At 52.5% G+C, this 11,717-nt stretch carries 12 protein-coding genes; 10 read left to right on the top strand and 2 right to left on the bottom strand.

Annotation, left to right across the window (positions count from 1 at the left end; genetic code table 11):
• Positions 1 to 115 precede the first annotated feature (115 nt).
• Complete coding sequence (nagA, locus tag DF283_RS01240; protein WP_303672773.1) at positions 116 to 1,303, bottom strand: N-acetylglucosamine-6-phosphate deacetylase; 1,188 nt, start codon at positions 1,301 to 1,303, stop codon at positions 116 to 118.
• Positions 1,304 to 1,482: 179 nt separating this feature from the next.
• Between nagA and DF283_RS01235 the strand changes: the two genes are divergently transcribed.
• The 3 genes from DF283_RS01235 to cdd all read left to right on the top strand — a co-directional run bounded on the left by DF283_RS01235 (position 1,483) and on the right by cdd (position 4,231).
• Positions 1,483 to 2,487: a hypothetical protein gene (locus DF283_RS01235; RefSeq protein ID WP_303672772.1), complete on the top strand. Its 1,005-nt coding sequence runs from the start codon at positions 1,483 to 1,485 to the stop codon at positions 2,485 to 2,487.
• A 76-nt stretch (positions 2,488 to 2,563) separates the two neighbouring features.
• The gene (locus DF283_RS01230) at positions 2,564 to 3,790 is read left to right on the top strand and encodes a S41 family peptidase (RefSeq protein WP_303672771.1); all 1,227 of its coding nucleotides are present in this window, start codon (positions 2,564 to 2,566) and stop codon (positions 3,788 to 3,790) included.
• 21 nt (positions 3,791 to 3,811) lie between these two features.
• The gene (cdd, locus tag DF283_RS01225) at positions 3,812 to 4,231 is read left to right on the top strand and encodes a cytidine deaminase (protein ID WP_303672769.1); all 420 of its coding nucleotides are present in this window, start codon (positions 3,812 to 3,814) and stop codon (positions 4,229 to 4,231) included.
• On the opposite strand, the gene DF283_RS01220 is transcribed toward cdd, so the two are convergent.
• Positions 4,228 to 5,307 carry an ABC transporter ATP-binding protein gene (locus DF283_RS01220; RefSeq protein ID WP_303672768.1) on the bottom strand — a complete coding sequence of 360 codons (1,080 nt, stop codon included), beginning with the start codon at positions 5,305 to 5,307 and terminating at the stop codon, positions 4,228 to 4,230. The genes cdd and DF283_RS01220 overlap by 4 nt on opposite strands.
• A gap of 241 nt (positions 5,308 to 5,548) precedes the next feature.
• Between DF283_RS01220 and DF283_RS01215 the strand changes: the two genes are divergently transcribed.
• Genes DF283_RS01215 through DF283_RS01185 form a run of 7 tightly spaced genes read left to right on the top strand, consistent with a single transcriptional unit; the run spans position 5,549 to position 11,717 of the window.
• A complete protein-coding gene (locus tag DF283_RS01215) occupies positions 5,549 to 6,955 on the top strand; it encodes a cbb3-type cytochrome c oxidase subunit I (protein ID WP_303672767.1) in 1,407 nt (468 codons plus the stop codon).
• 35 nt (positions 6,956 to 6,990) lie between these two features.
• Entirely contained in the window at positions 6,991 to 8,031 is a 1,041-nt protein-coding gene (locus DF283_RS01210; RefSeq protein WP_303672766.1) for a cbb3-type cytochrome c oxidase subunit II, read from the top strand.
• A gap of 2 nt (positions 8,032 to 8,033) precedes the next feature.
• Positions 8,034 to 8,201, top strand: coding sequence for a cbb3-type cytochrome oxidase assembly protein (locus DF283_RS01205; RefSeq protein ID WP_303672765.1), 168 nt, complete (start codon positions 8,034 to 8,036; stop codon positions 8,199 to 8,201).
• Between the two features lie 20 nt (positions 8,202 to 8,221).
• A complete protein-coding gene (locus DF283_RS01200; RefSeq protein WP_303672764.1) occupies positions 8,222 to 8,398 on the top strand; it encodes a hypothetical protein in 177 nt (58 codons plus the stop codon).
• A gap of 18 nt (positions 8,399 to 8,416) precedes the next feature.
• Complete coding sequence (locus DF283_RS01195) at positions 8,417 to 9,562, top strand: c-type cytochrome (protein WP_303672763.1); 1,146 nt, start codon at positions 8,417 to 8,419, stop codon at positions 9,560 to 9,562.
• A 1-nt stretch (position 9,563) separates the two neighbouring features.
• Positions 9,564 to 10,214: a QcrA and Rieske domain-containing protein gene (locus DF283_RS01190; RefSeq protein WP_303672761.1), complete on the top strand. Its 651-nt coding sequence runs from the start codon at positions 9,564 to 9,566 to the stop codon at positions 10,212 to 10,214.
• A complete protein-coding gene (locus tag DF283_RS01185; protein ID WP_303672760.1) occupies positions 10,215 to 11,717 on the top strand; it encodes a cytochrome b N-terminal domain-containing protein in 1,503 nt (500 codons plus the stop codon).

Raw genomic sequence — 11,717 nt, 5'->3', positions numbered from 1 at the left:
TCCCGCCTCCGCGGGAATGACAGATTGAAACTTGAAAAGTAGGGCAAAATGAGCGTGTCATGCCTCAAAGGTGCGGTATGGGATGATCCCGAAATCAATTAAGCTGAGCGGGTTACTAAGCCGAACGGGCCACGCTGGCATTCCGCTGGTAGGCCACTTCTCCGTTAATAAAGGTGGTTTCCACTTCCAGCGTGTCTTTGTTCCAAAGCACCATATCGGCCAAACAACCGGGCTCCAGTTTGCCGATGCTGTCTTCATTTAAAAACCGGGCCAGATTCAGGGAGGCCATCTGGACGGCGCTGCCAAAGTCGCACAATTGCCAATTGACCAGATTTTTCAGGCAATCATTCACCAGTTTGCCGCTTCCGGCCAGGCCCCCTTCCTGATTAATTACCTGATTGCCCCGCACGGTCACGGTCTGCTGGGAGAAATTGCCACGGCTGCCATCGCTGAGTCCGGCTAGGGGGCTGGCGTCGCTGGTTAACAAAATCCGGTTTTGCGGTTTTGACTTTAAAATCATCTGGATGGCCGCCGGGTGGACATGGGCCCCGTCACTGATAAATTGCACGAAGACGTTATCGTCACACAAGGCTGCCGCCATAATGCCCGGCTCCCGGTGATGGAAGGGGCGCATGGCGTTGTATAGATGGGTCACACTGTTGGCCCCTTGCTGAAAGGCCTGCATGACCTGGGCATGGGTGGCGTTGCTGTGTCCAATGGAAACCTGAATCCCCCGCTGGCTTAATTCCCGGATAAAGTCCAGGTTATTGCCCACCTCCGGGGCCAGCGTAATCATTTTGGTGTGCGGGGATAGCAGAATGTTTAAATCATCGGGGGTGGCGGGTCGAACGTCCGCTTGAGGATGGGTGCCCCGGAAAGCGGGGTTGATGAAGGGCCCTTCCATATGAAGGCCCAGCGGGCGGCAATGAAAGGGGGTTTTGTGGTGGATGACTTCTTCCAGGGTATGGACGGCGGCCACCATGTCGGTCAGGGCCCCGGTAATGACGGTAAATACAACACTGGTAATGCCAAAGGCGGGTAGCTGGGTTAATAGCGTCTGCACTTCACGAATGCTGGTCTGGTTTAAATTGCAGCCCAGGGCCCCGTTGAAGTGCAGTTCTATCAATCCGGGGGTCAGGTAGCAGCCTGACCCGGAGAAGACCTCCACGTTTTCCTGATTCAGCAACAGGGAACCAGGAACCTCCTGGCTGATACTGCGAATCCGGTTGCCCTCTATCAGCAGTGTACTGTCCGTTTGCCGCCCATCCGGGTGAACCAGCGTGGCACCCGTTATTATTTTCATCGTGGCATTATCCATCATAGAAGGTATTCTAACAGTTTTTCTGACAATGAAGCCTGTTTTGTTCAGATTGCTCTGCGCTTGTCAAGGCTTATTGCTGAAATTCCACCGTTTAAAGGGTTTTCAGGTCTGCTTTCAAGCCTGTACTTGCCACACTCCCTGCGGGGACGGATAATAAAGATATGAGTGATTCTGATCATACAACCGGTACCACGTCTCTTTTAAAGCAAAAGCTTTTTGAGGCATTACGTACGTCGGTCTCTTCGACCGAGAGTGGTTCTTCTCGTCCCGAGAAGCCGGTGGAGTCCGTCAGGACTTTTCAGGGTCGATCTTCCGGATTTTTACCGGAGCGGGCTCCCCACAAGGCTAGAGAGAAGGATCTGCCAGAGAAAGATCTCGATAGCCCGCTTTCTGCGGAATTGCTGGAAAGCAAGCAGCGTTTGGAGCTGCAAATGGAAGCGGTGAAGAAACACGCCGCCATTGAGGTGACACCAGACAGAGGAGTCTCTAAACAAGAATTTGATGATACACTAACGATGAGAGGTATGGTGCCTGATGCACAAACGGAGGCTCTCTTTTCAGCCGAAGTTCCTTCCTCTACATCTCAGGCAAATAATGTGAAGTCGGATAGCTCAATTTCGGGAGGACGTATGGCTGACCTTTCAGGTTACAAGGATTTATCGAAAGCCCCTATTTCATTTGGTGAAGAGGAAGTACACACCTCGCCTTTGGCACCAGATCTGGGGTTTGAACGCGCACATTTTCAATCCGTGCCGCAACAGCAGTCTTTTTCCGCTGCTCAGCACTTCGCTCAGGAGGCTATTCCTCAGGAAGTGGATACCGAATTTAGCGGGAACGTAAAGACCCTGATTCGGTTGGTTAATGAACTGCCGGAAGGGGTGACCAAGCAAACCGGTGCCCAAATCATTCGCCTGACCATGGAAGCCATGGGCATCTCCATGGAAGACGTGCTGTCTGAAGCGCAATCGGCGCAATCGGAAATGTTGGACGCCGTTCGGGCCAACATCAAGAAGATTGAAGAGTACAAAACGGTTATCCGTAAACTGGAAACCGACATCAAGTACTATCAAGGTAAAGCGAACGAACTGTCTGAAATCATCGACCTGTTCATTCTTTCCAACACGTCGGGCGGAAAAATGGGCAATCCAGAGGATATGTCTCATTAATTCAGTCTGTTCCGCTTACTAGAGACAAATGAATATTTTCAGTTCTCTATCCTGTGCTTTGAAGATCCCTGCCGTTATGTCACGGCGAGGGATCTTCACCTTCTTGGGCCTGTTGTGGCTCAGTACGATTTTGCTGTCCGGTTGTAACGGCCAGTCTTCCAATCCGGCTTCGGTATTCGTGTCAACCTTGCAAAGCGATCAGGCCCAGCTGGCCGATCAGCTGTATGAAGAAGCCTGGCGGACAGTTCAGGAGGAGTACGTCGATGGCACCTTCAATGGTCAGGATTGGGCCAGTTGGCGTTATCGTTATCGGGGGAAACTCAGGGACGTGCAGGATGCCTATGTGGCCATTGGCACCATGGTGGCCAGCCTGAACGATGAATACACCCGTTTCCTGCAACCGCGGGACATGAGCGAGCAGAGCATGAGCATTGACTCTCGTCTATACGGGGTGGGGATTCAAATTTCCAAGCGGGACAATAAATTGCTGGTGTTGGCCACCATTGATGATACCCCGGCCCAGCGGGCCGGATTAATGCCCAAGGATCAGATTACGCACATTAACGGCAAGGAAACCGCCGGGATGAGCGTGGAAGACGCCGCGGATCAGATTCGGGGAGAGAAAGGCACCTTTGTCACCCTGAGCATCAAGCGGGGCAAAGCGGAGTTGTCCAAGCGCATTCAGCGGGATGAGATCAAGATTAAATCGGTCTTTACCAAACCGTTGAACGATCCGCGCATTGGTTACTTGCGGCTTAGTTCGTTCATCAGCGAAACCATGCTGGATGAGATGAAAGAAGCGCTGCAGCAGTTATCCTCCAAGCAGGCCCTGGTTCTGGACTTGCGGGGGAATTACGGTGGTTTGTTCTCCAATGCCGTTGAGGCGGCCGATATGCTGATGGATCAGGGCAAGATCGTTTTCATTGTGAACCGGGAGCATGATCGGCGCTCTTTTGAGGCGCATCCTGGCACTATTAACGCCAAACCACTGGTGGTGCTGATTGACGGCGGCAGTGCCAGCGCCAGCGAAATTCTGGCGGGCGCCCTCAAGGACAATCATCGGGCCACGCTCATTGGCTCTCAATCCTTTGGCAAGGGGCTGGTGCAAAAGGTGAATCCGTTGATGAACAACAGCGGCATTAATATCACCATTTCCAAGTATCTGACCCCCAATGGCACCGATATCAACAAAAAGGGCATTGAGCCTGATATCAAGGTGCCTTTCACCGAGGCCGATTATCTGGCCCAGCGGGACCCGCAACTGGATCGGGCCGTTCAATATTTGCGTGGTTTCCTGAATTAGAGGGTGGAAAGCAGGGTGTGAATGGCCATTTCCGTTGAGCAAACCCGGTCACTTCTGAATGCCGCGCAGGCAGCTGCGGAGAATGCCTATGCCCCCTATAGCGATTTTCCGGTAGGGGCAGCTTTATTGACCACCAGTGGAGTACTTTTTACTGGCGTGAACGTGGAAAACGCCAGCTTCGGGCTCACCCTGTGCGCGGAGCGAACCGCTGTGGTCAAGGCGGTAAGTGAAGGGCATCGGGATTTTCAGGCCATTGCCGTGTGGGCCAGTCGGCGTCCCCACGGTTCGGTGACGCCCTGTGGGGCGTGTCGGCAAGTCCTGGCGGAATTTTTATCGCCGCATACCCCGGTGATCCTGACGGATGAAAGCAACGGGCAGTTGCGGATTTTATCCATGGCAGAATTGCTGCCAGAGGCCTTTGGACCTGCCTTTCAGCGCTAGCTGCTGACTTGGCTACTGAGCTGCTCCGGGTAAAAGCTCCCCGGATACAGATAGCAGCTCACGGAGTGAGAATCGCTCAGTTGGGCTTCCTGAGGAAAGCGGGAGGGGCACACCGGCAGGCGTTTGTGGCAGCGGGGTTCAAAACTGCAACCGGGCGGCATTTCGGTGATGGAAGGCGGTTGGCCCTCAATGGGTTCCAGTCGGCTGCGGGTCATGGTGGGTAGAGAATTCAGCAAGCCCAAGGTGTAAGGGTGCTTGGGATCTTTAAACAAATCGTAGGCGCTGGCTTTTTCCACCACCCGACCGGCGTACATAACGGCCACTTCATCGCACATTTCGGCCACCACCCCCAGATCGTGGGTAATCAGCAAAATGGCGGTCTGGTGTTCTTTACGGATGTCCCGAAGCAGCTCCAGAATCTGGGCTTGCACGGTCACATCCAGGGCTGTGGTCGGTTCATCGGCGATCAGCAGGGAGGGTGTGCAGCTGAGGGCCATGGCAATCATCACTCGCTGGCGCATACCCCCTGAAAACTGGTGGGGGTAATCATTTAACCGATCTTTGCTGTTGGGGATGCGCACCATATCCAGCAGTTCAGTGGCTTTACGTTGGGCGTCCCTCTGATTTAGACCTTGATGCAGGGTCAGAATCTCCGTAATCTGCTCGCCAATGGTGTACACCGGGTTCAGGGAGGTCAGCGGATCTTGTGGGATGAGGGCGATTTGGGCTCCCCGAATTTGGCGCATCTGCTCGTTGTTGAGATCCAGCAAATTTTGTCCGTTGAAGTGGATGCTACCCTCGGCAATCCTACCGGGCCGGGGGATCAGGCGCAGAATGGCCATACTGGTCATGCTTTTGCCGCAGCCGGATTCGCCCACCACCCCAAGCACTTTGCCCGGCTCCAACGCCAGCGATAAATGATTCACGGCGTAAGCCGGGCCGTCGTCGGTGGGAAAGGTGACCGACAAATTCTGGATTGAAAGTAAGGGTGTTGAAACCATAGGGCCATTATAGCCCATTTGTTGACCGGCAGGTGAGGGAAGGTACTCTTGCCTCAGGGTGTGCCATCTCCACAAGGCGTTTCTCTTGGGCCTTTGCTGCTTTTAAAATGGGGGAATCCCCCGTGTGCGGATCTGATCCGGGAATACTTTTAATTTTTTTGGTATGTTGTTCTGGATTGAACTTGGGTCTGGAGTCGATCGGCGTATGTGTTTCCGCATATTCCACTTGATTTCCCCGTGTTTATATTATTGATGGAATATTAAAGGTATCAAATTGATCCCCTCGTAAGCCTTATCCTGGAGAAAAACCAAGTCTATGCAAGCCCTTACCAACCTATGGCGCGCCGTATTTAGTGACGAGCCCTTTAGTGCCAGCCGAAACTTCTTGATTTGTGCCATATTCTACCTGGTGTTTGGCATGTTATTCGGCCTGATTGCATCACTGTTGATGTATAGTCCGGATTTGATCCACGGGATTCCTCAACTGGCTTTCGGGCGTTTGCGTCCAGCGCACATTAACACGGTGCTGATTGGCTGGTTGTCCATGGGATATGTTTCTTGCATGTATTACATCGTGCCGGTTTTGGCGGGTCGCAAGAGTTTATGGTCTGAACGTCTGGGAAACATTACCCTCTTTCTCTGGAATTTGACGGTGTTCGTTGGGGTCTACAGCATCCTGAATGGTTACACCGAAGGCAGGGAATATGCCGAGCTGAACGGGCCGTTTGACTGGTTGGTGCTGGGTGCCCTGTTGCTGGTTGGTTTGAACGTTTATATGACCATTTTCACCGGCACCGAGAAGAAGTGGTATGTCAGCCTGTGGTACTTCATGGGTGCGCTCTTCTGGTTCCCCATCGTGTACGTGATTGGTAACCGGGCTTTTGTGCAGTTTACGGGTCTGAATGATGCCATTGCCGGTTGGTTTTATGGGCACAACATTCTGGGGATGTGGTTTACCGTGGGTGGTGTGGGTATTCTTTATTACCTGTTGCCCCGTTTTTCCGGCAACCCGCTCTACAGTCACACCTTGTCCATGATCGGCTTCTGGACTATCGGGATGTTCTATGCGCCCACCGGGACGCACCACATTCTACAATCTCCCGTTCCGGAGTGGTTGAAGGCCATTGCCGTTATTTCCAGTGTCTTCTTGTTGATTCCGGTGTTAACCGTGCAGGTCAACTTCTTTATGACCCTGAAAGGCAAGTGGCACCTGATGGCGGATCACATTCCCATGCGGTTTGCCATGGCTGCCGGTTTGGCTTATTTGCTAACCTGTATGCAGGGGCCTTTTCAGGCCACCCGGTCTATTAACTGGTACCTGCACTTTTCCAACTGGGTAGTGGGTCACGCTCACCTGGCCCTGCTGGCCACCTTCTCTTTCATTGTGTTTGCGGCTTCCTACTTCATTATTCCCAAAATCACGGGCCGCAAAATCTACAGTCGTTCTTTGGCCATCTGGCACTTCTGGCTCAGCTTTATCGGCTGGATTGTGATGATGCTGTCTCTGACCATTGCCGGTCTGATTCAGGCTGCTGGCTGGCACTTTACCCTGCCCTACGATCAGTGGGTGATGGAAATGGTGCCTTACTTCATCGTGCGGACAGTGTCCGGCTTCCTGTTGATTGCCGGTCAGGTGCTGTACATGCTTAATATTTACAAAACGGTCTTCTCCAAATCGGCTGAGCCGCTGCCGGAGTCTCCGACCGGAATCGCTTACGTATAGGGCGAACGCAAGGACTATTTAAGGAAAAGACGACTATGCAACCTCGAATTCTTAACTACCTGATTGCCGCTGTCTTTGTGGCCCTGATCTTTCTGACCATCATTTTTGTCACGGCCATTTTGCCAGCCACCACCTTCCAGCCGGAAGCCACGGCCGCATCACACATCTATACGGCCAGTGAATGGCGGGGTCGGGAAATTTATAAGCGGGAAGGCTGCGTGTATTGCCATACCCAGTTTGTCCGCTACCAGGATCGTGAAATGGGTGAGATGGTTCAGGCGGGTGACTACCTGAACGAGACCCCTCACCTGTTGGGTACCGAGCGGACTGGCCCGGATTTGTCCAACATCGGGGGGAAATACCCGGATGCCTGGCATTGGGCGCACCACGTTCAACCCCGTTCCGTGAAACCCGGTTCCCTGATGCCTTCTTTCAGCTACCTGAAAGACAGCGAAATGAAGGATCTGGTGGCTTATTTGCAGACGCTGGGCAAAGAGCGTGAATTGGCAGCCCGTCGTCGTAAAAAGCCGACCCATGAATCCGCGGCGGGTGGCCATGCTGCCGCTCCGGCCCAGGGTCCTTTGACCTGGCTGGAAGCCCCTCAGGAAATGCGGGATGAGTGGAAGCGTATTTCCAAGAACGTCGACACCAACAACTCGGCCATCGCCAACTCCGGTCGTGGTATTTACATGCAAAACTGCGCCCAGTGTCACGGTGTCACCGGTCGGGGTAATGGTCCAGTCAGTTCCTCTATGATTAAAAAGCCCGCCAACCTGACTCGGCCTTTCTACAAGGGTTACACCGATGCCCTTTACTACTGGCGCTTGAAAGAAGGGGTAACCGGAACCCGGATGCCCCGTTGGGGACGTAGTTTGAGCGAGCAGCAGCTGGCGTATCTGGTGGCTTTCATCAAAACCTTGCCGGTGAATGCCGCTACCCCATCTTCCGAGGTGGAAGTTGTAAACTATTCTCAGTTGGATCAGCCGGATGTCATGTCGAAAAACTACGAGCAGATTTCTCGGCTGACGGAAATCAAGGACGAGTATCCTGAGCAACTTGGAGGCGGAAGACATTAATTATGTGCCCATCCTGTCTTTCTGGTGGTATCGGACCTGGTTATATCGCAGCTTTTGCCATTTGCGGCCTGTTTTTCCTGATAGCGTTTGCGGCCATGTTTTGGGCTTCTCGAAATGGCAAGCTGGATAATCTGGAAGATTCCAAGTTTCGCATGCTGCAAGATGATTAATCGGAGCGGAGTTTTTCTTTATGTCTGAAGAGAGCAATACAAGCGGACAACCAGCCAACCTCAACGAGGCGGCTTTGCCCAAGCCTTATGATGAATTTGAAGTTGGTGAGCATAAGGTTCCCTGGTTTTTATGGTTATTTTTCATCCTGATTGTAGGCTGGGCCTCCATTTCATGGATTCAGTTTTTTGGATATTAAGCAAAAAGGCTATATTAAATGGACTTCTCGTTTAAAATGCAGACTTTCAAAAAGCGACCGCCACTATCGGCATTGGCCTTGGTTGCAGCCATCACCTCCACTGTTTTATTGAGTGGATGCGGTAACGCTCCAGACAAGGCGAGTTTGGGTAAAGCCACCATTGCCGCTCAACCTGTGTTCAATCAACAGATGAGCGCCGAGGACTTCGCCTTCCCTTCCAAGCCGCCTTCCTTAATGAAAGGCCGGGAGGTTTTCCAGCAGCATTGCGTTAAATGCCACGCCACTTCTTTCTGGCAAACCCAAAAGGTGAAAGTGGATCTGGCGTACACCACACCGATTGATATGTATCGCTTCCTGACGCGTGGTGAAGTCAAGCAACTGGTGAATCAGCATGGTGAACTGGTGCCCGAGCTGCTCACGCCGGAACGCAAGAAATTGCTTCCCAAGGGACATCCGGCTTTCAGAAATGTCCTGAATGCCGATGAGCGCTGGTCTGCTATTTTTTATGCTCGTTACCTGGCGGGTGCGGGAGACATGAAGTCTCCGGACCCCAAGCAGGATCTGGCGGGCATTTTCGGTGGAAACTGTGCTGTTTGCCACGGTTCCAAAGGGCAGGGCGATGGCTTCTTGCATACGGGCAAAACGGGTAACCATGAGCTGCACGATGCGCCTCAACTCAAGAACTTACAGCCTGCTCCGGCCAACTTCCAGCAATACAGTCGTGTTTACAACCGAACGGACGCCCAATTGCTGAAGTACTTGTGTGAAGGGATTTATCCTTCCGCCATGCCCGCCTGGTATGGGGATGTAAACCTGGACAAAGAAACGGGTAAGCCCACCTTTGTCTTTGATGAAAAACTGTTGACCAATCTGGTTCGTTATGTGCGTGCCTGGGCCTACGACAACGATTTGAACCCGGATCTGCCAGAGGCTAAAAATCCTCCCCCAGGCCTGGGTGTTATTCAGTCTTGTGCGCCGTTGCCCACCAACCGCCCCTGGACGGAAGCCATGCAGAATAACGCGCCCAACAAAGGGGTCCGTTATCACATTATGCCTGCCGATCCCATCACGGGTGGGATGACGCATGTTGGTCCCGTGCCTGCTGATTCCGTGGTTCGGGAGGGATCTGCCTCAAAGAACGAGAAGCAAGGAGGGGCTATCTAAAATGAACCGACGAGATTTTTTAAAAATTATTGTCAGTATCCCCGTTTTAGGCGCTCTGGCTCTTTTTGTCTCTCCGTTGTTCCGCTATTTGCGCCCGTCTTCAGGCCCTTTGAAAACCACCTCCTGGGACTTTAAAGGCAAACCGACGGATTGGCACGGTATTTCCGGTTTGGTCAAGCAACCGGATATGCCTAAGGCTGAGAGAAGCGTGGAGTTTGATTTGTCCATGTTCCCTACCCCCTGGTCTTATCAGCCGTTTACTTTCAGCCAGCAGAGCAAAGAGTATACTTTTAAGCACTTTCAGGCCAGTAAAATCCCCGGCTTTGTAGTTCGCTTGCCGGAAGACAAGGACGGTAAACCTGACTTTATTGTGGTCAGTCGGATTTGTCCCCACATGGGTTGCGTGTTCAACTTCTTGCCGGATCCGGCCGAGGCAGCGGCATACAACTATCCATCCGCCAAGAATCCAATGTTTGCTTGCCCCTGCCACTTGAGCGTTTATGATCCGCTGCAATCTCAGGAAGTCAGCGGTCAATTGCTGGCCGGAAAAGTGGTAAGCGGTCCTGCACCCCGTCCGCCGCGTCATTTTCAGTATGACATGCAAGGTTCCAAGCTTGTTATTACCGCACTAGAAGCGGGAGGTATTGCGTAAATGGTAGCCACGAATACGTTTGATCCCAGACAGCTTCCTGCCCAGGCCTATAATTGGGTCATGGAGCGTGTACAGAAGATTGATTTGTTCGACGAAACCAAGGTGGATCTGCAGTCGGAGTCTCCCTGGTATCAGCTGGGTGGGCTCTATTATCTGTGCTGGGTGCTGGTCCTCATTTCCGGTGTCATTCTGGTTTCCTTGTATTTGCCAACCACCGCTCAGGCCTATAACTCGGTGGATTTGTTGTCTCACAACGCCCTGGGTTCCATCCTGCGGGGGATGCACAAGTACAGTGGAGACGCCATGATCATCGCGGCCACTTTGCGGGTCTATCGTATGTGGTTTACCGCCGAATACAAAAACAAGGGTGAACTGACCTTTATTTTGGGTATTTTGTTGTTGGTAATTGCCATGTACTCCGGTTTGAGTGGTTACCTGCTCATCTGGAACCAGCGTGCCTTCTGGGCGACCAAGGTTTTTGCCACCTTCCCAACCTACCTGGATATCACGCCAGCGAACTGGGCCTGGCCGTGGGATTTTGCGAACTATAAAAACTCCTGGCTGATCCCCAACATGATTGGTGCGGTCACCCAGTTGGTGGGAAATATCACGCACCAGGGATTCAGTACCTCGCAGATTTTGATGGGCGGTAGTTCCATTGGTCAGGCCACCATGACCCGCTTCTACTCCCTGCACTTCGCCTTATCCCTGATTTTGCTGGTTGTTTCAGAAATCTATTTCTATAAAAACCGCTTGAAGCGCATTAACCTGAAGAAGCCGCTGGTTATTTTGGTGATTGCCATGCTGGTGTTCACTGCCATTATCTTCCCAGCGGAATCTGGCACACGGGCCAACCCGGAGGTGACTCCCTTGCCTATTCTGTCTGACTGGTACTTTTTGGCCCTGTACCAGCTGCTGAAGTACATGGACCCTTATTGGGCCACCATCTGGACTCTGGGTATTCCCTTTGTGACCATTGGGTTGACCTTCCTGGATTTTGGTCCCGAGAGAAACTGGCTGAAGCGTCCCTTGTTCACCACCATTGGCATTATGGCGGCGATTGAGTTTGTGGTTTTCTCCATGCTTATCATCGCCAACATGGCCAACATTGAAACGGATCCCCCTTACTGGTTCGCGCACCTGATTGGCATGATCACCATTGGCCAGTTCTGGCACTGGGCCATGTACAAGCAGCGTTTGCCAATGACGGTGTGGGTTCTCTTTAACCTGGTGACCAGTACTTTTTATCTCATCTTCTGGCATTTGGTAGTGGAAAACACCAAGTTGGCGGGCGCTTTTGGCGGCCATAGCCTGGAGGCCTGGTTTGCCATGATGTTCCAGGGTGCTTCTGTTACCATCAACTTCTCCAATCTGTACTGGAGCTTGTTGTGGTTTGGCTTTGCCGTGGTTCAAATGCTGGTTGCCGGTTTCCTGTTCTGGATTGACCGGGCTCAGCGTGAAGCCCGCTTGGGCGCTTTGCAACCCGAAGGAGTCCGTGCCTAA

The sequence above is a fragment of the Vampirovibrio chlorellavorus genome (genome assembly GCF_003149375.1).
GTDB lineage: Bacteria > Cyanobacteriota > Vampirovibrionia > Vampirovibrionales > Vampirovibrionaceae > Vampirovibrio > Vampirovibrio chlorellavorus_B.
Note: the sequence above shows the minus strand (reverse complement) of the source record. Positions and strands in the feature narration are given on the sequence as shown.

Coding starts and splice junctions, on each gene's coding strand:
- nagA (WP_303672773.1), bottom strand. CDS start 1,303: ATGAAAATAATAACGGGTGCCACGCTGGTTCACCCGGATGGGCGGCAA.
- DF283_RS01235 (WP_303672772.1), top strand. CDS start 1,483: ATGAGTGATTCTGATCATACAACCGGTACCACGTCTCTTTTAAAGCAA.
- DF283_RS01230 (WP_303672771.1), top strand. CDS start 2,564: ATGTCACGGCGAGGGATCTTCACCTTCTTGGGCCTGTTGTGGCTCAGT.
- cdd (WP_303672769.1), top strand. CDS start 3,812: ATGGCCATTTCCGTTGAGCAAACCCGGTCACTTCTGAATGCCGCGCAG.
- DF283_RS01215 (WP_303672767.1), top strand. CDS start 5,549: ATGCAAGCCCTTACCAACCTATGGCGCGCCGTATTTAGTGACGAGCCC.
- DF283_RS01210 (WP_303672766.1), top strand. CDS start 6,991: ATGCAACCTCGAATTCTTAACTACCTGATTGCCGCTGTCTTTGTGGCC.
- DF283_RS01205 (WP_303672765.1), top strand. CDS start 8,034: ATGTGCCCATCCTGTCTTTCTGGTGGTATCGGACCTGGTTATATCGCA.
- DF283_RS01200 (WP_303672764.1), top strand. CDS start 8,222: ATGTCTGAAGAGAGCAATACAAGCGGACAACCAGCCAACCTCAACGAG.
- DF283_RS01195 (WP_303672763.1), top strand. CDS start 8,417: ATGGACTTCTCGTTTAAAATGCAGACTTTCAAAAAGCGACCGCCACTA.
- DF283_RS01190 (WP_303672761.1), top strand. CDS start 9,564: ATGAACCGACGAGATTTTTTAAAAATTATTGTCAGTATCCCCGTTTTA.
- DF283_RS01185 (WP_303672760.1), top strand. CDS start 10,215: ATGGTAGCCACGAATACGTTTGATCCCAGACAGCTTCCTGCCCAGGCC.